The 21,018-nt window shown below is 65.7% G+C and carries 21 protein-coding genes; 7 read left to right on the forward strand and 14 right to left on the reverse strand.

Going from position 1 to position 21,018, the window contains the following annotated elements:
• Positions 1 to 31 precede the first annotated feature (31 nt).
• On the forward strand, positions 32 to 2,035 hold the full coding sequence (locus tag MWU77_RS08775; RefSeq protein WP_247273481.1) for a TPM domain-containing protein: 2,004 nt from the start codon (positions 32 to 34) through the stop codon (positions 2,033 to 2,035).
• Between the two features lie 150 nt (positions 2,036 to 2,185).
• Positions 2,186 to 3,526 carry a cytochrome P450 gene (locus tag MWU77_RS08780; protein WP_374229840.1) on the forward strand — a complete coding sequence of 447 codons (1,341 nt, stop codon included), beginning with the start codon at positions 2,186 to 2,188 and terminating at the stop codon, positions 3,524 to 3,526.
• 84 nt (positions 3,527 to 3,610) lie between these two features.
• Here the strand turns inward: MWU77_RS08780 and MWU77_RS08785 are convergent, their stop codons facing one another.
• On the reverse strand, positions 3,611 to 5,002 hold the full coding sequence (locus tag MWU77_RS08785; RefSeq protein ID WP_169686224.1) for a glycine--tRNA ligase: 1,392 nt from the start codon (positions 5,000 to 5,002) through the stop codon (positions 3,611 to 3,613).
• A gap of 164 nt (positions 5,003 to 5,166) precedes the next feature.
• Here MWU77_RS08785 and MWU77_RS08790 point away from each other — a divergent pair, with 164 nt between their 5' ends.
• Positions 5,167 to 5,580: a metalloregulator ArsR/SmtB family transcription factor gene (locus MWU77_RS08790; RefSeq protein WP_240958882.1), complete on the forward strand. Its 414-nt coding sequence runs from the start codon at positions 5,167 to 5,169 to the stop codon at positions 5,578 to 5,580.
• Between the two features lie 8 nt (positions 5,581 to 5,588).
• Positions 5,589 to 6,005, forward strand: coding sequence for a Fur family transcriptional regulator (locus tag MWU77_RS08795; protein WP_169686844.1), 417 nt, complete (start codon positions 5,589 to 5,591; stop codon positions 6,003 to 6,005).
• 4 nt (positions 6,006 to 6,009) lie between these two features.
• On the opposite strand, the gene MWU77_RS08800 is transcribed toward MWU77_RS08795, so the two are convergent.
• The 3 genes from MWU77_RS08800 to recO are packed head-to-tail and all read right to left on the reverse strand — an operon-like array spanning position 6,010 to position 8,007.
• The gene (locus tag MWU77_RS08800; RefSeq protein ID WP_247273482.1) at positions 6,010 to 6,432 is read right to left on the reverse strand and encodes a hypothetical protein; all 423 of its coding nucleotides are present in this window, start codon (positions 6,430 to 6,432) and stop codon (positions 6,010 to 6,012) included.
• Positions 6,429 to 7,235 (reverse strand): isoprenyl transferase, encoded by an 807-nt coding sequence (locus tag MWU77_RS08805; RefSeq protein WP_169686218.1) that lies wholly within the window; start codon positions 7,233 to 7,235, stop codon positions 6,429 to 6,431. Before MWU77_RS08805 ends, MWU77_RS08800 begins: the two co-directional genes overlap by 4 nt.
• The gene (gene recO, locus MWU77_RS08810) at positions 7,192 to 8,007 is read right to left on the reverse strand and encodes a DNA repair protein RecO (RefSeq protein WP_247273483.1); all 816 of its coding nucleotides are present in this window, start codon (positions 8,005 to 8,007) and stop codon (positions 7,192 to 7,194) included. Before recO ends, MWU77_RS08805 begins: the two co-directional genes overlap by 44 nt.
• A gap of 121 nt (positions 8,008 to 8,128) precedes the next feature.
• Between recO and MWU77_RS08815 the strand changes: the two genes are divergently transcribed.
• Together MWU77_RS08815 and MWU77_RS08820 are read left to right on the forward strand one after the other, a co-directional pair.
• Positions 8,129 to 9,547 carry an amidase gene (locus MWU77_RS08815; RefSeq protein WP_169686214.1) on the forward strand — a complete coding sequence of 473 codons (1,419 nt, stop codon included), beginning with the start codon at positions 8,129 to 8,131 and terminating at the stop codon, positions 9,545 to 9,547.
• Positions 9,548 to 9,549: 2 nt separating this feature from the next.
• A complete protein-coding gene (locus MWU77_RS08820; RefSeq protein ID WP_169686212.1) occupies positions 9,550 to 10,107 on the forward strand; it encodes a TetR/AcrR family transcriptional regulator in 558 nt (185 codons plus the stop codon).
• 25 nt (positions 10,108 to 10,132) lie between these two features.
• Here MWU77_RS08820 and MWU77_RS08825 read toward each other — a convergent pair whose 3' ends face one another.
• The 6 genes from MWU77_RS08825 to MWU77_RS08850 all read right to left on the reverse strand — a co-directional run bounded on the left by MWU77_RS08825 (position 10,133) and on the right by MWU77_RS08850 (position 15,396).
• Positions 10,133 to 10,516, reverse strand: a complete 384-nt coding sequence (locus MWU77_RS08825; RefSeq protein WP_247273484.1) for a hypothetical protein — start codon at positions 10,514 to 10,516, stop codon at positions 10,133 to 10,135.
• Between the two features lie 106 nt (positions 10,517 to 10,622).
• On the reverse strand, positions 10,623 to 11,540 hold the full coding sequence (era, locus tag MWU77_RS08830) for a GTPase Era (RefSeq protein ID WP_247273485.1): 918 nt from the start codon (positions 11,538 to 11,540) through the stop codon (positions 10,623 to 10,625).
• A gap of 43 nt (positions 11,541 to 11,583) precedes the next feature.
• Positions 11,584 to 12,903, reverse strand: coding sequence for a hemolysin family protein (locus MWU77_RS08835; protein ID WP_247273486.1), 1,320 nt, complete (start codon positions 12,901 to 12,903; stop codon positions 11,584 to 11,586).
• A 65-nt stretch (positions 12,904 to 12,968) separates the two neighbouring features.
• Positions 12,969 to 13,511, reverse strand: a complete 543-nt coding sequence (ybeY, locus tag MWU77_RS08840) for an rRNA maturation RNase YbeY (protein WP_247273487.1) — start codon at positions 13,509 to 13,511, stop codon at positions 12,969 to 12,971.
• 49 nt (positions 13,512 to 13,560) lie between these two features.
• On the reverse strand, positions 13,561 to 14,625 hold the full coding sequence (locus MWU77_RS08845) for a PhoH family protein (RefSeq protein WP_169686202.1): 1,065 nt from the start codon (positions 14,623 to 14,625) through the stop codon (positions 13,561 to 13,563).
• A gap of 138 nt (positions 14,626 to 14,763) precedes the next feature.
• The gene (locus MWU77_RS08850; RefSeq protein WP_169686843.1) at positions 14,764 to 15,396 is read right to left on the reverse strand and encodes a TetR/AcrR family transcriptional regulator; all 633 of its coding nucleotides are present in this window, start codon (positions 15,394 to 15,396) and stop codon (positions 14,764 to 14,766) included.
• A gap of 122 nt (positions 15,397 to 15,518) precedes the next feature.
• On the opposite strand from MWU77_RS08850, the gene MWU77_RS08855 reads away from it, so the two are divergent.
• The gene (locus MWU77_RS08855) at positions 15,519 to 17,135 is read left to right on the forward strand and encodes an MFS transporter (protein ID WP_247273488.1); all 1,617 of its coding nucleotides are present in this window, start codon (positions 15,519 to 15,521) and stop codon (positions 17,133 to 17,135) included.
• 17 nt (positions 17,136 to 17,152) lie between these two features.
• Here MWU77_RS08855 and MWU77_RS08860 read toward each other — a convergent pair whose 3' ends face one another.
• Genes MWU77_RS08860 through hrcA form a run of 4 tightly spaced genes read right to left on the reverse strand, consistent with a single transcriptional unit; the run spans position 17,153 to position 20,955 of the window.
• On the reverse strand, positions 17,153 to 17,935 hold the full coding sequence (locus tag MWU77_RS08860; RefSeq protein WP_169686198.1) for a S9 family peptidase: 783 nt from the start codon (positions 17,933 to 17,935) through the stop codon (positions 17,153 to 17,155).
• A gap of 15 nt (positions 17,936 to 17,950) precedes the next feature.
• Positions 17,951 to 18,709: a 16S rRNA (uracil(1498)-N(3))-methyltransferase gene (locus MWU77_RS08865; protein ID WP_169686196.1), complete on the reverse strand. Its 759-nt coding sequence runs from the start codon at positions 18,707 to 18,709 to the stop codon at positions 17,951 to 17,953.
• 9 nt (positions 18,710 to 18,718) lie between these two features.
• Positions 18,719 to 19,867, reverse strand: coding sequence for a molecular chaperone DnaJ (dnaJ, locus tag MWU77_RS08870; protein WP_169686194.1), 1,149 nt, complete (start codon positions 19,865 to 19,867; stop codon positions 18,719 to 18,721).
• A gap of 44 nt (positions 19,868 to 19,911) precedes the next feature.
• Positions 19,912 to 20,955: a heat-inducible transcriptional repressor HrcA gene (gene hrcA / locus MWU77_RS08875; protein ID WP_169686192.1), complete on the reverse strand. Its 1,044-nt coding sequence runs from the start codon at positions 20,953 to 20,955 to the stop codon at positions 19,912 to 19,914.
• Between the last annotated feature and the right edge of the window lie 63 nt (positions 20,956 to 21,018).

A 21,018-nucleotide genomic window follows, 5' to 3' on the forward strand; every position in this document is an offset into this window, starting at 1 on the left:
TCCGGACGCACGAAACCGATAGATTCGTCCCATGGCTCACCCACCGGCCGCGCAACGGCATCTCACGCCTGCCGCACTCGCCCTCATTCCCGTCCTGCTCGCGGTCGCAGCCTGGTTGATGGCTCCTGCACTGGCCTCCGCCGAGCCGCCGTCGCGACTTCCGCAACCGATCACCGACACAGCGGGTGTACTGAGCGACGACGACACCGCCCGCATCCAGGCCGCGACGAATGTCTTGTACGACGAGCATCAGCTGCAGCTGTGGGTCACGTACGTGTCGACGTTCGACGGGTACGACCGCGATACCTGGGCCCAGACAACTGCGCGAGCCAGCGGATTCGGCTCGGACACCGCCCTGCTCGCTGTCGCGACCGACGATCGCGACTTCGCACTGTGGACTCCGAATGGATCCGAGATCAGCTCGTCCGAACGCGACCGGATCGCGACGAACGACGTCACGCCAGCGTTGCGCACGAGCGACTGGGCGGGAGCCGCAGTGGCCGCCGCCGAAGGCCTCGGCAACGCCCTGACCCCCTCGAGCGCACCCGTGACGACACTGCTGGTCGGCGGTGGTGTCATCGCCGCAGGTGCCGGCGGGGTGTACCTGTACTCACGGCGGTCGAAGAGCAAGCGCGCGGAGGCCGGTGCCGCGCAGGCGGCCCAGCTCGACCCCAATGACGTGGACAGCCTGCGTTCGCTGCCGCTCGAGGGTCTCGAACTGTATGCGCAGGAGGTACTCGTCGAGACCGACAACGCGGTGCGATCGAGTTCTGAAGCTCTCGAGCTGGCGCGCGGCGAGTTCGGGCCGTCCGCGGTGCAACCGTTCGACCGGGCGTACGAGCAGGCCAGAGCTGCTCTGACTTCCGCGTTCGAGATCAGGCAGCGTCTCGACGACGACATCCCGGAGACCCCGCAGCAACAGCGCGACATGCTCGTGCAGTTGATCTCGTCGTGCGGTAAGGCGAACAACGATCTCGACGCGCAGGTCGAGGCGTTCGACACCATGCGCAATCTGCTTCTCGATGCCCCGAAACGCCTCGACGCGCTGACTCAGCGCGCAATCGGCCTGCGGGCGCGGCTCCCCCGGTCCGAGACGGTCCTCACCCAGCTGCGCGGCGAGTTCCCTGCCGGTGCGCTGGCCCCCGTCGCCGACAATGTCGAACTCGCGCGGGAGGAAATCTCGTTTGCCGAGAAGGCAATCGACGAGGGCCGGACCGCGGTCGCGCGACCCGCAGGCGAGCAGGGCGACGCGGTACGCGCCATCCGCGAAGCCGAGGGCGGCCTGGGCCATGCGACCACGCTGCTCGACTCCCTCGACCATGCGGCCGAAGACATCCGGCGAGCCATCGCAACGCTCCCCGCCGCGATGGAGGATGCGGCACAGGGCATCGCAGATGCTGCGCAGCTCGCAGCAGCGGGCGGACCGGAACTCGACGAAGCACGGAAGTCGGCCCAGGACGCGCTCGATCGTGCGCGGGCCGAGCAGCACAACGACCCGCTGGGCAGTTTCACGCGCGTGGTGGAAACCGATGCACGACTCGACGCGTTGCGAGCTCGGACCCGTGAGGCGCAAGAAGCCGCGGAGCAGGCCCGGCTACGCTTGCAACAGGACATTGCAGCGGCACGAGCACAGGTCACCGCTGCGTCGGATTTCATCGGCACGAGGCGCGGTGTCGTCGGAGCGCAGGCCCGCACCCGGTTGTCCGAGGCCGAGCGTCACCTGCAAGCGGCACAGCAACTGGAGCACTCCGATTCCGCCGCCGCGATGCAGCACGCGCAGTCCGCCGCGAACCTGGCTGCGAAGGCGTTGCAGTCGGCTCAGAACGATGTGCAGAAGTGGGACCGGCAGCAGCGGCCCCCGGGTGGAGGCTCGTCGGGCGGCAACATGACCGGCGCGATCCTCGGCGGCATCCTCATCAACAGCGTCCTGAACAGCGGCCGCGGAGGCGGTGGCTTCGGCGGTGGGGGCGGTTTCGGCGGCGGTGGCGGTTTCGGCGGCGGTGGTTTCGGCGGGTCGAGCGGGGGCCGTTTCTAGAGAACACGCCGAGCCCACACCATCAGTGATGCGAGAACATCACTCTCGCCACCACCGAATTGCCTTCTTGTTTCGGAGATCCCTGGTAGCTTGCCCGTCAACCGCCGAATAGGTGATGAATGCCACATTCCACGTGAGGAGCTCCTTGTCGTGACGCAGACGGATTCCGGCAGAAATCGCATCCACTTCGATCGACACGCCCCTGCGTATCGAGAACAGTTCGAGTCGATCACCAAGGACATGCACGCGGGTTGCCCCATTGCGTGGACCGACACCCACGGTGGGCATTGGGTCGCGGCCGGGGCCGACGAGGTGTTCCACCTCGCCCGGTCCGAAGACATCTCCAACGACAACGACGTCCAGGGCGTCCGGCGCGGATACCGTGGCATCACGATTCCCACCGGAGAACTGCCGAACGGCGCACGCGGCGGCATGCTCGAGATGGACCCGCCCGAGCATCGGTACTACCGCCAGACGCTGAACCCCTACCTCTCACCGGCGGCTGTCAAACGATGGATTCCGGTCATCGACGAGGTGGTCCGCGCGTGTCTCGACGAAAAGATCACCACCGGACGGATCGACTTCGTCGACGATCTCGCAAATATCGTGCCTGCGGTGCTCACCCTCGGAATGCTCGGCATCCCGCTCGAAAAATGGGCGATCTACAACGAACCGGTGCACGCGTCGGTGTATACCCCGCCCGACTCCCCCGGTCGAGCCCGCGTCGCCGACCTGCAACGCGCGATGGGAGCCGACCTCTATGCCGCTGTCGCGCAGGCTCGCGTGGATCCACGTCCCGGACTTGTGAATGCGGTGGTGCATGCGGATATCGACGGCGAGAATCCGCCCGATGTGGAAGTCCTCGGCATGCTGTCGCTGTTGATCGGCGGAGGGTTCGATACGACGACCGCACTCACCGCGCACTCACTCGAATGGCTGTCACACAACCCGGACCAGCGAGAACTGCTGAGCCGCGAGCGGGAGACCTTACTCGACTCCGCAACCGAGGAATTCCTGCGATTCTTCACACCCGCCCCCGGAGACGGGCGTACCTTCTCGGCCGACTGCGAATACGCAGGAGCACAGTTCCAAGAAGGCGAACGACTGTGGCTCTCGTGGGCGATGGCCAACCGTGATCCGGCGCTGTTCGACGATCCTCACAACATCGATCTCGAACGAAAAGGAAATCGCCACTTCAGTTTCGGACTCGGGATTCATCGCTGCATCGGATCCAACGTCGCGCGAACAGTGTTCAAACGGATGCTCGTCGCGGTACTGGACCGAATGCCGGACTTCCACTGCGACCCCACCGAGGCCGTGCATTACGAGACCATCGGGATCATCCAGGGAATGCGGAACCTTCCCGCAACCTTCACTCCCGGCCCCCGACTGGGCGCCGGTCTCGACGAGACGCTCGCCCGACTTCAGACGGAGTGCGACGAGCAAGGACTCGCCGAGCCCATCACAGCGCAGACCGGAAAGTCGCAGTAGACGCAGAAGGCAGGCCCACCGCGTCGACGCGGTGGGCCTGCCTTCTGCTTTGTGCCTGGGATCACCCAGCGCGGGTACCGGCTATCAGCACCCGATCAGACGCTGCGCGAGGTAGCCCTCGACCTGATCGAGGCTCACGCGCTCCTGCGCCATCGTGTCGCGCTCACGGACGGTGACGGCCTGATCGTCGAGGGTGTCGAAGTCGACGGTGATGCAGAACGGCGTGCCGATCTCGTCCTGGCGACGGTAGCGACGACCGATCGCGCCCGCGTCGTCGAACTCGATATTCCAGTTCTGGCGAAGACGGGCGGCGAGATCCTTGGCCTTCGGGCTCAAATCCGCGTTGCGGGACAGCGGCAGCACCGCTGCCTTGACCGGCGCGAGCCTGCGGTCGAGGCGCAGCACGGTGCGCTTGTCGACGCCGCCCTTGGCGTTGGGCGCTTCGTCCTCGGTGTAGGCATCGACGAGGAATGCCATCAGCGACCGGGTGAGGCCTGCAGCCGGTTCGATCACGTACGGCGTGTAGCGCTCGCTGGTGGTCTGGTCGAAGAAGCTCAGGTCGGCACCCGAATGCTGTGCGTGGGTGGACAGATCGAAGTCGGTGCGGTTGGCGACGCCCTCGAGCTCACCCCATTCGCTGCCTTGGAAGTGGAAGCGGTACTCGATGTCGACGGTGCGCTTCGAATAGTGCGACAGCTTGTCCTGCGGGTGCTCGTACAGGCGCAGGTTGTCCTTGTTGATGCCGAGGCCGGTGTACCAGTCCATCCGGTAGTCGATCCAGTACTGGTGCCACTGTTCGTCTTCACCCGGCTTGACGAAGAACTCCATCTCCATCTGCTCGAACTCACGCGTGCGGAAGATGAAGTTGCCCGGGGTGATCTCGTTGCGGAAGCTCTTGCCGATCTGGCCGATACCGAACGGCGGCTTCTTGCGCGACGTGGTGAGCACGTTTGCGAAGTTCACGAAAATGCCCTGAGCGGTCTCGGGCCGCAGGTAATGCAGACCCTCTTCGCTCTCGATCGGGCCTAGGTACGTCTTGAGCATCATGTTGAAGTCGCGGGGCTCGGTCCATTGCCCCTTGGTGCCACAGTCGGGGCACGCGATCTCGGTCATCGCGACGGAGTCCGGGTCGTCGAGCTTGTTCTTCTCGGCGTACGCCTCCTGCAAGTGGTCCTGCCGGTGGCGCTTGTGACAGCTCAGGCACTCGACGAGCGGGTCGTTGAAGACACCGACGTGGCCGGAGGCGACCCACACCTGACGAGGCAGGATCACCGACGAATCGAGGCCCACGACGTCGTCACGGCTGGTGACCATGTTGCGCCACCACTGCTTCTTGATGTTGTCCTTGAGTTCCACGCCGAGCGGGCCGTAGTCCCAGGCCGACTTGGTGCCGCCGTAGATCTCACCGCAGGGATAGACCAGCCCACGGCGCTTGGCGAGGTTGGCAACGGTATCGATCTTGGATTTGGGTGCCACTCGGATTCTCTCCATCTCGGATGCGGGTTCGCAGCATGCGTCGATCTCCAAGACTATCGTTCGGTGGCCGGGCACCGAACACGCGGCGGTTGACATGCACATCCATGCATATCAAAATGAGATCGGTTTGCAATAGTGCGCTGTCCGCCTCCGAAGGAGCATCCTTGAGTCTCGACTCCGGTCAACACGACTGCACGGTGAGCGCTCGCACTTCCGAACCGCACGAACCCTGCGAGATCCGGCAGCCGATCCCCCCCGACACTTTGGTCACCGCGGGCGAATTGCTCCGTGCACTGTCCGCGCCGATCAGAATCGCGATCGTCCTTCAATTACGGGAATCCGCGCGATGCGTGCACGAGCTCGTCGGCGCACTCGGCGTCACCCAACCACTGATCAGCCAGCACCTACGTGTCCTGAAGACCGCCGGTGTCGTCCGCGGAGACCGATCCGGACGTGAAGTCCTCTACCGACTCTCCGACGAACATCTCGCCCACATCGTCGTCGACGCTGTCGCCCATGCCCAGGAACCTACCGCCCAGGGCACAATCGCCCTGGGAACACCTGAACAGGAAGGTTGACGTCCACCTTGACCTCCGCCCGCAAGCCCCTCGTCGGGGTTCGCTCGACCAAACAACGCAGCGCGATCGTCGCCCTGCTCGACGACACCGAAGAGTTCCGGACGGCCCAGGACCTCCACGACGAACTCCGCAAGCGCGGAGACGCGATCGGCCTGACCACCGTGTATCGAACACTGCAGTCGCTCGCCGAGGCGGGCAGCGTCGATGTGCTCCGCACCGATACCGGGGAGTCGATGTTCCGACGCTGTTCCTCGGGTCATCACCACCATCTCGTGTGCCGCCGCTGTGGATTCACCGTCGAGGTGGACGGACCCGAGGTCGAGCGCTGGGCACACGAGATGGCCGACGCGAACGGATTCGTCGACGTCAGTCACACCATCGAGATCTTCGGCACGTGCAAGGATTGCGCATTCGCCGAGGACTGATCGGTCATGGCGTTTCGTCTGTAGAACCGGCGCCTGCGCCGACGGCCTCCCGAGCGCTCGCAGCACCGTCGAGTACCAGCAGGAGCATCGTCGTCAGTGCGGTGTCTTCGAGGCCGCTGATGGGGAACGAGTAACGCAGGACGACGTCGGCCTCGGCGTCTCGTTCGATCAGATGAACCGAACCGAACTGCACGGCGTCGGCAGCCGTGACCACCCGAGCGCGCACGTCGTCGTCGAGGGGAAGGTCCCAGCCGAGGACCCCGGTGAGCGACACGACATCGAGCCCGTCGGTGAGGGTGACCACCTGTGCCGCGAACGGGACCGCGCCGTAATCGAATCCGAGGGCGTCGTCGCCATTCGGCCCGGAGGTGCGCAGGTCGACGAACGGGGCGAGCAGACCGGCAATCCGCTCTCGGAAAACCGTCATTTCACACCGCCGAACCGACGGTCGCGGGACGCGTACTCGACGCAGGCCGACCAGAGGTCGCGTCGGTCGAAGTCGGGAAAGTTCTTGTCCTGGAATACCATTTCGGCGTAAGCCGATTGCCACAGCAGAAAGTTCGAGGTCCGCTGTTCCCCTGACGGCCGAAGGAACAGATCGACATCGGGCATATCGGGCTCGTCGAGATAGCGGGCCACCGTCGCTTCGGTCACTTTCTCGGGATCGATCTCGCCGGCCGCGACGCGACGTGCGATCTCGCGGGCCGCATCGGCGATCTCGGCTCGGCCACCGTAGTTGACGCACATGACGAGAGTCATCACGTCGTTGTCCTTGGTGAGCTCCTCGGCGATCTCGAGTTCCTTGATCACGCTGCGCCACAGGCGCGGGCGACGCCCGGCCCACCTGACGCGCACACCCATCTCGTGCATCTCGTCGCGGCGGCGGCGGATCACGTCACGGTTGAAACCCATGAGGAACCGGACCTCGTCGGGGCTGCGCTTCCAGTTCTCGGTGGAGAACGCGTACGCGGACAACCACTTGACGCCCACCTCGATGCTGCCGCACACGGCGTCCATGAGAACTGCTTCGCCTCGTTCGTGGCCGGCGGTGCGCGGCAATCCGCGCTCCTGCGCCCAGCGACCGTTTCCGTCCATGACCAACGCGACGTGCTGCGGAATCAGCTCGGGCTGGATGATCGGGGCACGCGCCCCCGACGGATGCGGGTCTGGTGGGCGGATGGTGCGGTCAGCCGGTCGGTGCGGTTCGCGTCGTCGAATCACGGTCTCCATCCTGCCTGACGCCGACTTCCGGGCTCCCGCCCGCGTGCGGACCGCCACGTTCGATGAGCGGCAGTGTCCGTAGTTGACGCTCGAGGTGCCATTGCAGATGCGCAGCGATCAGACCGCTCGTCTGACTCAGTACCGAGGCCGATGCAGATTCGCTGACCTCCCAGTTCCCCCGATTGAGCGCATCCATCAGCTCCAGCACTCCCGGCGCGGGCGTCGCCGCTCCCGGCGGCCTGCATTCGACACAGACGGCACCGCCCGCTCCTACATGGAACGCCGTGTGTGGTCCCGGACGGTCACAACGGGCACAGTGTGTGATCGCGGGTGCCCAGCCTGCGTAGAGCATGGCGCGCAGCAAGTAGGCGTCGAACACCAACTCCGGAGGACGCGTGCGGTCGCACACCGCGCGCAGGGCACCGACGGTCAGCCCGTGGAGCCGCGGAACGGGAGCGCGTTCCTCGCCGGCAAGGCGTTCGGCCGTCTCGAGAATCGCACACGCGGTGGTATAGCGCCCGTAGTCGTCCACGATGCCGATTGCGAACGCGTCGAGTGTCTGGACCTGGGTGACGACATCGAGATTGCGCCCGGGGTGCAACTGCACATCGATGTGAGCGAAAGGTTCGAGGCGCGCACCGAACTTCGAGCGGGTGCGGCGAACCCCCTTCGCGACGGCTCTGACCAGCCCGTGACGGCGGGTGAGCAGGGTGACGATGCGGTCGGCCTCACCCAGCTTGTGCTGGCGCAGCACCACAGCGTTGTCCCTGTACAACTTCACGCATCCGAGTGTGTCATGTCGCAACGACAACGCCTTCGCGGTGCGCGACCCCGCGTCGGGAACCTCGACACCGATACTGAAACGCGTTACTGTTCGTTCGAACGAACAACTTGGGGGATGCATGACCACGCACGACGTAACCACCCGATCCGCCGGGCTGACCGAGACCGTTGCCGCACTCGACGCCGGCATCGCCACCTCGGTCGAACTCGTCCGCGTCGCACTCGACCGGATCGACGCGAGCCGATCCACACTCAACGCTTTCCGCGTCGCACGGCGGGAAGCAGCGCTGACCGAGGCAGCCGAGGCCGATCGACGCCGCGCCGCGGGCGAACGCGGTCCCCTGCTCGGCGTCCCGATCGCAGTCAAGGACGACACCGACGTCACCGGTGAGACCACAGCGTTCGGCTGCCCGGGCGAACTCCCGGTTCGCAACGACGACGCCGAGGTGGTCCGCCGTCTGCGCGACGCCGGTGCAGTGATCGTCGGCAAGACCCATTCCTCCGAGGTCGGTCAGTGGCCCCTGACCGGGAACTCCACCTACGGATACACACGCAACCCTTGGTCACGGGGGCACACACCTGGCGGATCATCCGGCGGGAGCGCCGCGGCGGTCGCCGCCGGACTGGTCCCCGCAGCACTCGGCTCCGACGGCGCCGGTTCGGTTCGGATCCCGGCCGCCTGGACCAATCTGGTGGGCATCAAGCCGCAGCGCGGTCGGATCTCGATGTGGCCCCATCCCGAGGCGTTCTATGGGCTGACCACGCACGGACCACTCGCCCGCACGGTCGCCGACGCTGCGCTTCTCCTCGACGTGGTGAGCGGCAATCGCGCAGGCGATCTCCATCGGCGCGAGCCGATGGCCGTCTCCGACGCGGTAGGACGCGACCCCGGACGACTGAGAATCGCGTTGTCACTGAAGCTTCCGTTCACCGCCACGCCGAGACAGCTCGATCCTCGGGTACGTGTCCGCATCACCGCACTCGCCGCGACCCTCCGCGATCTCGGACACGAGGTGATCCTCGCCGACCCGGACTACGGAATCATGTTCGGTCTGAATTTTCTTCCGCGGTCGATGGCCGGAATCAACGACTGGGTGAGCGCGTTGTCCGACCCGTCCCTGACCGACCCGCGCACACGTGGCAATGCCCGCACCGGCAAACTCCTGCACGGATTTCCGCTTCGCGCCGCGAGAGCCGCCGAGCCCAGGCTGCGGCGCCGTGTCGGCCGGATATTCGACCGGGTCGATGTCGTCCTCACACCTACTACCGCGACACCGCCGCCGCCGATCGGTGCGATCGACGGCCTCGGTGGCTGGGCCACCGACAAGGTGATCACCGCAGCGTGCCCGTATGCGTGGCCCTGGAACGTACTCGGATGGCCCGGAGTGAACGTTCCTGCCGGTTTCACCGACGAAGGATTGCCCGTAGGTGCACAACTTCTCGGGCACGACGACTCCGAGCCGATGCTCGTCTCGCTCGCAGCGCAACTCGAATCGGTATTGCGCTGGGACGAACAGAGCCCGGTCAGGTGGTGGTAGTCGTGGCCACCGATGCCCGGCACCGAATCATCGAGGCAACACTGCATCTCGTCGGAACGGACGGAATCGCGGGAATCACCAATCGGCGCATCGCGTCCCGCGCCGAGGTGTCGCTGGGGTCGATCACCTACCACTTCCCCAGCCAATCCGATCTGCTGAAGGCGGCGCTCACGACCTTCGTCGATGAAGAGACCGAACGACTGCGCACGATCGCCGACACGTATCGTTCCCAGACACTGTCGGTCATGGAAGCCGCGGCTCTCACCGAGCGGGTCGCAGAGGATCTCGCATTCACCGCCGAACGGATCGCACCGTACGAACTGTGGATCCAGGCGGGCCGGGATCCGGATCTGCGTGCAACTGCGGACGAATGCTGGTCAGCGTACGACGCACTGACCGTGGCGATTCTCCGCGCCCTCGACGTCCCGAACGCGGAGGTGATCGGGCCGATCCTGGTCGCGACGATCGCCGGACTGCAACTGCGGCGTCTGTCGACCGGGTCCGGCGCGGATCTTGCCGCCGCGACACTCCTCCTGCTCCAGGGAGCAACGCAACCCTGATCCACCGCGTTACGCTACGTCTTCCTCAGAGTTGCACCGTTCCGCTACCCACTTCCCTACCGCCCTCCAGGACACCGACTTCCACGTCCTCCGAATCGACGGTGACTTCGGCTGTGCATACGATCGGAACGGTCGACCTCGTCCCCGGTGCGAACGGCTCACCATGCGCAGGCCCCTTGATCGTGCAGGTGATCGCGTCCGCCGACGCAAAGGACACCTGTGGGCGATATCCGGAGAAGAATGGGCTGCTGCGTCCACCGACGTTGCTCGGCTTCATCGACAGGTCGACGAGAATCTCTTCTCCCGCAGGGAACGTGACCGGACCCACCGCGACTTCGTCTTCCGCGAGACACCCGGCGACGAAGAGCAGCGACGCCGCGGCAACCGCAAGAGCGGCATATACACGCATTCGGACCTCCGCATCGACAACGATGCGGAGACCCTAGCTCCATCGGACATATCCGACATCTACGTCTTCCATCGGGAAGATCATCCGAACGCGGCAGCGACGGGGGTCAGAATCCGAGGCGACCGAGTTGCTTGGGATCCCGCTGCCAATCCTTGGCGACCTTGACATGCAGATCCAGGAAGATCTTCACCCCGAGCAGCTTCTCGATCTGAGTGCGCGCCGCCGTGCCGACCTCGCGCAGACGCGCGCCACCTTTACCGATGACGATGCCTTTCTGGCTCGGGCGTTCCACGTAGAGCAAAGCGTGCACATCGAGCATCTCACCCTGTTTCTCGGTGCGCCCCTCACGCTCTCGGATCTCCTCGATCACCACGGCAAGCGAATGTGGCAGCTCGTCGCCGAGGCCCTCGAGTGCCGCCTCTCGAATCAGCTCCGCCATGAGGGTTTCTTCGGGTTCGTCGGTGAGTTCACCGTCGGGGTAGAAGGCAGGCCCCGGCTCCATGTGCGAGGCGATAACGTCGACGAGGACTTCGACCTGCTCCCCCGAGGTCGCCGATACGGGAACCACGTCGGTCTCGCTGCCAAGCAACTTCGACACAGCGAGTAGCTGCGCTGCGACCTGCTCCTTGCCCACCTTGTCGATCTTGGTCACGATGCCGATCAGCGGAGTGCGCGGCGCCACGGTGCGGACCTGTTCGAGAATCCAGCGGTCGCCTGGGCCGATCTTCTCATCGGCGGGAAAGCACATGCCGATGGCGTCGACCTCGGAGTATGTGTCGCGTACGAGGTCGTTGAGCCGCTGACCGAGCAAGGTCCGGGGCCGGTGCAGTCCCGGCGTGTCCACGAGGATCAACTGCGTGTGGTCACGGTGAACGATTCCTCGAATCGTATGGCGAGTGGTCTGCGGTCGCGACGACGTGATGGCAATCTTGCTGCCCACCAGAGCATTCGTCAGCGTCGACTTGCCGGTATTGGGACGCCCCACGAAACAGATGAATCCGGAACGGAATTCGGAGTCGCTCATACTGTGTTCTGCCATCTGGTGTTCGACGCTGCTACGTCCTCGTTCACGATGCAGAGCACGCGCCGTCCTCCTTTCGTGAGGTGGGTGAGTCGTCGGATTCCGGAACGCGCCGGACGAACACGGTATTGACGCGGACGCGGCCGCGGACATCCGGGCCGCCTTCGCCGCGCAGGATGAGTCCGTGGGTGTGCACCTGCGACCCCGGCAGCGGAACGCGCCCGAGTTCGTAGCCGAGTAGTCCGCCGACGGTGTCGACCTCGGCGTCGTCGATCTCGATGCCGAACAGATCGCCGAGATCTTCGACCGGGAGGCGCGCGGAGACACGATAGGTGCCATCACCGAGAGCCTCGATATCGGGGATTTCCCCGACGTCGTACTCGTCGGCGATCTCGCCCACGATTTCCTCGATGAGATCCTCGATCGTGACCAGACCCGCGATGCCGCCGTATTCGTCGACGAGCACGGCCATATGATTGCGGTCGCGCTGCATATCGGACAAGAGGTCGTCGAGACGCTTCGAATCGGGCACGAACACCGGCGGACGCATCACCTCAGCGACCGAGACACTGTGGCCGCCGTCGCTCGCGTCGTAGGTCTGTTGTACGAGGTCCTTCAGATAGACGACCCCGCAGATGTCGTCGACGTTCTCGCCGATCACCGGGATGCGGGAATGTCCGCTGCGCACGGCGAGAGAGGTCGCCTGCCCTGCGGTCTTGGTGCTCTCGATCCAGACCATCTCCGGTCGGGGAACCATGATCTCGCGCGCGGTGGTGTCGCCGAAATCGAAGACCGACTGGATCATCCGTCTCTCGTCATCGGCCACCACTCCGCGTTCCTGCGCCAGGTCGACGAGCTCGCGCAGCTCGATCTCGTTGGCGAACGGGCCGTTACGGAACCCTCGGCCGGGGGTGACGGCGTTACCCACGAGGATCAGGACCCTGCTGATCGGGCCGAGGACCACACCCAGCACGCGCAGCGGCGAAGCAGCGGTAAGTGCGATCGTGTAGGCGTGCTGCCTGCCGAGTGTCCGCGGCCCCACACCGATCACGACATAGTCGATCACGACCATGACCGCGGCACTGATGACGAGAGCCGCCGTACGATTCAAATGACCGAGCAGCTCCCCGGCGAGCACGACTGTCGCCGTGAGCTCACACAGAATACGAAGCAGCACGGCAAGATTGACGTATCGAGGCCGGTCGTCGAGGATTGCGCGGAGCCGGCGGGCACCCGCACGGCCTTCCTTCGCGAGGTCGTCCACGCGCGCAGGCGAGACCGTGTTGAGCGCAGAATCGATGGCCGCGAAGAGCCCGCCGATCACGACGAGCAGTACCGCGAGGACGTAGGAGATCACGGTGCTCACGCCGGCCTCACTCCAGCGGCGATGCCGGTGGTCTCACATCGCGTCCCATCTTCCGACGACACGGCTCAGATCTCCGGATTGTCGACGAATCCGGCCTTTCCGAGCAGCTGCTGATCGCGCGCGGCAAGCCGTGCGTCACGCTCGGCAAGGCGCAGTTCCTCGTACCACTCGGCGAGTAACTGGTTCTGGAGGCCGAACATCTCCTTCTCTTCCTCCGGCTCGGCGTGGTCGTAGCCGAGCAGGTGCAACATTCCGTGCACCGTGAGAAGAGCAAGTTCGTGGTCGAGCGAATGACCGGCCTTCTCCGCTTGGTCTGCGGCGAACGACGGACACAACACGATGTCGCCGAGCATGGACGGGCCCGGCTCGGGTGCGTCCGGTCGGCCTCCAGGCTCGAGTTCGTCCATCGGGAACGACATCACGTCGGTGGGTCCGGGCAGATCCATCCAACGCACGTGCAGATCGGCCATGGTGTCGGAATCCACGAGCACCATCGACAGTTCCGCAGCGGGATGCACGTCCATTCGGGCGATGACGAAACGGGCGACGTCGAGCAGTTCTTCCTCGACGACCTCCATCCCGGACTCGTTCGAGATTTCGATGCTCATGACTGTCGTTCCTTCTGCACTTCTGACGGATTCGGGTTGTGCGGCATGCTCACCGGCGCTGGATCCGGTGTTGTGCGGCGCGACGCTGGGCTCGGTTGCCGATGCCCGTTTCGCCGGCCCGCTCGGCTTCGAAGCGCCCGTAGGCGTCGACGATGTCGGAGACGAGCCGGTGACGCACCACGTCGCTGCTGTCGAGCCGTGCGAAGTGGATGTCGTCGATGTTGTCGAGGATTTCGGCAACAGCGGCGAGACCCGACCGGGCGCCCCCGGGCAGGTCCACCTGAGTGATGTCGCCGGTCACGACGATCTTCGACCCGAAGCCCAGACGGGTGAGGAACATCTTCATCTGCTCAGCAGTGGTGTTCTGCGCTTCGTCGAGGATGATGAAGGCGTCGTTGAGGCTCCGACCACGCATGTACGCCAGCGGCGCGACCTCGATCACCCCGGCCTGCATGAGCTTCGGAATCGCTTCGGGATCCATCATGTCGTGCAGGGCATCGTGCAGCGGACGCAGATACGGGTCGATCTTCTCGTGGAGAGTTCCCGGCAGGAACCCGAGGCGTTCACCTGCTTCGACCGCGGGTCGGGTGAGGATGATGCGGGTGACCTGCTTGGCCTGCAGAGCCTGCACTGCCTTCGCCATCGCCAGGTACGTCTTGCCGGTGCCCGCCGGACCGATACCGAACACGATCGTGTTGGCGTCGATCGCGTCGACGTACCTCTTCTGATTGAGCGTCTTCGGACGGATCGTCTTTCCACGTCGCGACAGGATGTCGAGGCTGAGCACCTCCGCCGGCGACTCGGACAGCCCGTTCGTGAGCATTCCGACGGTGCGGCGCACGGCATCGGGCCCCAGTTGCTGACCTCGGCGCACCAGCGTGACCAGTTCACCGATCACCCGTTCGGCAAGGGCTACGTCAGCGGGCGTACCACTGAGGCTGACGGTGTTGCCTCGCACATGGATGTCGGCGGCAAGGGCCGCTTCGAGTGCGATGAGGTTCTCGTCGGCTGTGCCGACCAGGGGAGCTGCAGCCTCTGGCGGAAGATCCAGGCTCGATCGGACCGGGATCCGGCCTGCGTCGTCGGGGTCGCGTGTGCGGTCTGGTTCACTCACGTGGACGGAACGGCCTGCTTTCGGGTCAGATACGGACACGACGGGCGTCGTGTCCGTAGCCCAGTCTAGCGCCGTACGGTGCGCGGCTTCACGGCATTGCTGCGGCCGGCGCCCGGGCTCCGCATCGCGACCCCGGAATCACGCCCTTGCGTGCAGCCACCGCTGCGCCGATGCGACCACTTCGGCGGCGCGATCGGGAGTCACGCCGGCGAGGACCAGCACGCCGAGCGCCATGGCACGGCTCGCATCGTCGACCACCCCGTGATTGGCCTGTTCGAGCGTGGCCATGGTCAGGCCTTCCATCATCCCCACGAGGACAACGGTCGGCAGATAGGCGGAGAACACCCCCGCTGCGCGTCCCCGTTCCACCACACCGCACGTGTGGGTGCGGACCGGCGCGATCAGCTCGGCGATGCGTTCCTCGCCGACTTCCTTTCTGGCAAAAGACAGCAACACCCGGTATCGATCGCCGACAGGACTCAGGCGCAGCACTCCGACGGCAAGCGCCACGTCAGCATCCTCGGGCTCGGGCTGCTCGACGGACGCCGCGAGCGCCGTCCCTGCCTCGTCCGCGAGCCCTTCGACGAGCGCGTCGCGGTTCGGGAAGTGCGCGTATACGGTGCGTCGCACCACGCCTGCTGCTTTCGCGACGTCGTCCATGCTCGCATCGGAGTTCGCTGCAAAACATCGCATCGCCGCGTCGAGGATCCGCGAGCGGTTCGCGTTGGCACGCTTCCGCGGACTGGGGACCGATTCCTCCACGCTGCTCATCCTCGCTTCGCCACAGATGTGATTCACCGTCCAGTCTAGTTGCACACTCATGTGCAACTAGTTACATTGCACATGACTGTGCAATTACGGCCCGGTGTCCGGGCTTGCCCGAGGAGAACCGCATGACCGACACCGTCCCGGATGCTCGGAAAACCGCCGAACCGGACCCCTATCCCAGGCGTTGGGCCGGCCTGGCAATCCTTTGCCTGAGCTTGCTCATCGTGGTGATGGCGAACACCGCCCTGATCGTCGCGGCACCCGGCATGCTTCGCGATCTGCAGCTCACAAGCACCGACATGCAGTGGGTCATCGACGGATACACCGTTCCGTACGCGGCGCTGATGCTCCTGTGCGGCGTTCTCGGCGATCGGTTCGGTCGACGACGCGCACTCCTCGTCGGGCTCATGGTGTTCGCCGCCGGAGCCGTGTACGGAAGCCTGGCAGACAGCGCCACCGAGGTGATCGCCGCCCGCATCGCGATGGGGGTCGGCGCTGCGGTGATCATGCCCGCAACCCTCTCGCTCCTCGTGGCGATGTTCCCGGCACACGAGCGCACCCGCGCGATCGCGGCATGGGCCGCAACCTCCGGACTCGCCATCGCGCTCGGTCCCCTGCTTGCCGGATGGCTACTCGAATCACATGAGTGGGGCTCGACATTCCTGATCAACGTGCCGATTGCCGCGGCCGCGGCAATCGCTTCCCTGATCCTCGTCCCACCGTCCCGCGCAGACAACGTCGACCGCACCGACTGGATCGGGGGGTTGTTGTCGATCCTCACCGTCGGCGGTCTCGTCTACGCGATCATCAACGGATTCCACTTCGGCTGGAGCACAGCGACTCTCGGCATCATGGCGGTGTCCGTCGCTGCAGCGGTGGCATTCGTCGTGTGGGAATTGCGGCACCCGCAACCACTCCTCGAGCTCAGGCTGGTCGCCGATCGGACGGTCGGGGCAGCGTGTATCGCGGTGTTGCTCTTGTTCTTCGCAACTTTCGGGGTCATCTACTTCGTTGCGCAGCAGTTCCAGTTCGTGCTGGACTACGGACCGCTCGAAACAGGCCTGCACCTGCTTCCGCTCGCCGGGGCGGTGTCCGCGGGCGCGGCCGCAAGCTCTCGCCTCGCACCCCGCTTCGGCTCACGGGTGACGGTGACCGCCGGGATGGCTGCGGCTACGGCCGGGGTACTGGTGCTCACGCAGTCCCACTCCGATTCCGGGTACGGGATCTACCTTGCGTGCCTGCTGCTCCTGGGCATCGGCATCGGCATATCCACGCCGCCTGCCACCGACCTGATCATGGCCGGTTTCCCCGAGAACGAGCTCGGTGCAGCCGGCGGACTCAACGACACCGCTGTCGAATTCGGTGGTTCACTCGGAATCGCTTTGCTCGGCTCGGTTCTCGCCACCACCTACCATCAGTCGATCGCAGGCTTCCTCTCGGAGCTGCCGTTCGGACAGCTGACGGGTCCCATGGCCGAACAGGCAGAACTGGCCGTTGCCGCAGCGGGCGACTCCGTGGGCGGTGCCTCCATCGTCGCGGAGGAACTCGCCACGAATCCGTTTGCCTCGCAGCACGCGGAACCGTTGCGAGAAGCTGCGGGCTCCGCGTTCTCCGACGCCATCGGGCAGGCGAGCCTTGTCGGGGGTATTGCACTGGCGGTCGGGACTCTGCTGGTCGCGACGATGCTGCCCTCAGCAGACCGAAGCCCACACGATCACATCGAGCTCGTCTCCAGAAAGTAGTCGCTCAGCGGACCGATTCACGAACCCACCGGCAGGTCTTCGTCGAGCCACGGGTCTTCATCGAGCACCGCCTTCATCGTGAGGTCCCAGCTGCGAGTGCTGCGGTCGAGGAAGGCATTGTGGCCTTCCCCAGGTACCTCCCACAGCACGACCCGGTCGCCGGCAGCGCCTGCGGCCGTCGCGTAGGCGCGGCTGGCAGCCACCGGCACCTGCAGGTCCTCACTGCCGTGGATGCAGACCGTGGGCACGCCGCTCGGTACCCGATGCAGCGGCGACGCATCGCGATAGACCTGCGGGTCGTCCGCATAAGACGCTCCGAAGAGGGCTTCGAGTGCGGCGCCCCCACTCCGGGTGGCGGCTCGGGACGCGAGGTCGAGTGCCCCGGCCTGGGAGATCACGCGACTCGGCCGCACCGGGCATTCCCGCTGCCCCGCCACCCACAGCGCAAGTTGGGCACCTGCGGAATGCCCGACGATCCGGACATCGCCGGTATCGAGCGGAGTCGGCGACGCTGCGGGCAGCAACGTCCGGGTCGCGGCGAGCGCCGCCTCGATGTCTGCGCTCGTTTCCGGCCAGGCCCCACCGGCACCGACCCGACGGTATTCGACGTTCCACGCCGCCACCCCTCGCCGAGCGAGTTCCGCACCCAACGTCGTCGCCAGATTGAGGTGGAAGTCGGCGCTCCAATAGCCGCCGTGAATCAGCATGACGACAGGGACCGGGCCGTCAGCCCCGGGCGGGGTGTACAGGTGCCCGAACTGGGCAGGCTCGGAACCGTAGTCGATGCGGAGGCGTGGCATACCCAGCATTATCGATCAGCTCAGGGGCTGCCTGCCCCACCGATCGGTGAGCACACCCACTGCACCGAGCGCGACGGCAGCGGCCGACGAGGTACGCAGAACCGTCGGACCGAGCGAGACCGCTGTCGCGCCTGCTCCGACGAGCGCTTCGACCTCCGCATCGTCGAGCCCGCCTTCGGGGCCGACGATGAGAACGAGTTCGGGGGCCTGCGCAAGGGGCAGCGACGAGAACGGAACGGTGGCCGATTCGTGCAGCACCGCGACGACACCACCGCGTTCGACGGTCGCCCGCGCCCGGGAAACGACTTCGGCGGTGCGGTGTAGTGAGTCCACCTCGGGCACATATGCCCGACGGGACTGCTTCGCGGCGGCCGTCGCCGTCGCCTTCCACTTCGCCAAACCCTTGTCTGCCTTGGAATCCCACCGCGCAACGCAACGTGACGACTGCCACGGCACGAACCCGTCGGCGCCCGCCTCCGTCGCGAGTTCTATGGCAAGTTCCGACCTGTCGGATTTCGGAAGGGCCTGGACCACGGTCACGACCGGGCGCGGCGGTTCGATCATGCCGCGCCGGAGGACGGTGGCTTCGAGCCGGTCCTTGGCCACGGCCGTCACCTCGACGTCGGCGACGCCACCCCTTCCGTCGGAGAACACGAGCCGTTCTCCGACGGGGATGCGACGCACCGTCGCCGCATGCCTGCCCTCTTTACCGTCGAGGACTGCAAGCGCCCCGATCTCCGGCAGCGGGTCCAGATAGAACAGCGTCGCAGCCACCGTGGTCGCCTAGCGGACGTTGAACGCGTCGCGGAGACGCGAGAACAGCCCCGACGAATGCTGAGACGACTTCGACACGACCTCGACACGGTCCCGGTCGCTCACGGTCCGGTACTCACCCAGGATCTTGGTCTGTTTGTGGTCGAGCTTGGTCGGCACCACCACTTCGAGGTGTGCGTGCAGGTCACCGCGCGCGCCCGAGCGCAGTTTCGGCATGCCGTGCCCACGAATGACCGACACCGAGCCTGGTTGGGTTCCGGCGTCGACGGTGATGTCGACGGTTCCATCGAGGATCGTGTCGAGGCTCACGGAAGTTCCCAGGGCGGCGTCGACCATCGGCACGCGAATGGTGCAGTGCAGGTCGTCGCCGTCGCGGACGAAGATGTCGTGCTGTTGTTCCTGGACCTCGACGTACAGGTCGCCTGCCGGACCGCCACCCGGACCGACCTCGCCCTGCGCCGCGAGACGGATACGCATTCCGTTGCCGACCCCGGCGGGGATCTTCACCGTGATCTCGCGGCGGGCGCGCACGCGGCCGTCGCCGCCACACTTGTGGCAGGGGTCGGGGATGGTCTCACCGACACCGCGACATGTGGGGCACGGTCGCGAGGTCATGACCTGCCCGAGGAACGAACGCTGCACGGACTGCACTTCACCGGCGCCACCACAGGTCTCACACCGGACAGGCTTGGAATCGCCGTGCGTGCCGGAACCCGTGCACGAGTCACACAGAATCGCGGTGTCGACCGTCACACTCTTGGTGACCCCCCGGGCGCATTCGTCCAGGGTCAGCCGCGTACGTAGCAACGAGTCCGCGCCCGGCTGGACACGGCCGCGAGGCCCGCGGGATCCGCCTCCCCCGCCACCGCCGAAGAACGCCTCGAACACGTCGCCGAGGCCACCGAACCCTGCTCCGCCGAATCCGCCGGCGCCCGCGCCGCCACCCGACGCGAGCGGGTCGCCTCCGAGGTCGACGATGCGCCGCTTCTCCGGGTCGGAGAGCACCTCGTACGCGGCAGAGATCTCCTGGAATCGCTTCTGCGCCGACTCGTCCGGGTTGACGTCAGGATGGTGCTCGCGTGCCAGCTTGCGATACGCCCGCTTGATCTCCTGGTCGGTCGCATCCTTGGACACGCCGAGCGTCCCGTAGTAGTCCACGTTTGGTTCTCGTCCTTACTTCGTCTACACAGAATTGGGCATGCTCAGCGCTCGCCGAGCACCTCACCGATATATCTCGCAACGGTTGCGACCGACGCGATGGTTCCCGGGTAATCCATCCGGGTGGGGCCGAGTACACCGAGCCCACCGAACACCGTCCCGGCCGCACCGTAACCGGTGGACACCACGGAGGTGCTGCGCATCTCGGCGACTTGGGTCTCCTCGCCGATTCGGACGGTGACCCGTCCGGCGTCCTGGCTGGCAGCGAGCAGTTTGAGGACCACCACCTGCTCCTCGAGTGCCTCGAGGACGTTCCGCAACGAACCCGGCATGCCGGGCAGGTCTTCGAAATCGGCGGCGTTGCGAGTCAAGTTCACGGTACCGCCGAGCACGAGCCGGTCCTCGGGGTGCTCGACGAGAGTTTCCACCAGCACGGTGGCGCAGCGGATCACGACGTCACGAAGGTCTTCCGGTGCGTCCTCCGCAAGTTCGGAGACCGCGATCGATGCAGCGGCGAGCCGCTTTCCGCTCAGCGCGTTGCCGAGCAGATCGCGTAGCCGCACGAGGTCGTCGTCTTCGAGGACGTCCCCAAGTTCGACGATCCGCTGATCGACACGTCCGGAGTCGGTGATGAGTACGAGGAGCAGACGCGCCGGGGTCAAGGCGACCACTTCGAGATGTCGCACGGACGACGACGACAGGGTCGGGTACTGCACCACGGCTACCTGCCGAGTCAGTTGCGCCAGCAGCCTGACCCCTCGACGCAACACGTCATCGAGATCGACACCGGATTCGAGGAACTGCAGAATTGCGCGACGCTCGGCCGCAGACAGTGGCTTGACCTCGGAGATCCGGTCGACGAACTGCCGGTAGCCTTTGTCGGTGGGTACCCGTCCCGAACTGGTGTGTGTCTGCGTGATGTATCCCTCGGCTTCGAGGACCGCCATGTCGTTCCGGACCGTTGCGCTCGACACACCCAGATTGTGACGATCGACGAGTGTCTTCGACCCGATCGGTTCCTTGGTGGACACATAGTCCGCCACGATCGCCCGCAGAACCTGGAATCTCCGTTCCTCGGTGCTCGACATCTGCCCACCTCCGTTCCCCACGTGCATGCCCGAACACGTGCACCTCGCGCGCGATGCACGCGG

Origin of the sequence: Rhodococcus sp. F64268 (assembly GCF_023015605.1) — a bacterium.
Lineage (GTDB): Bacteria > Actinomycetota > Actinomycetes > Mycobacteriales > Mycobacteriaceae > Rhodococcus.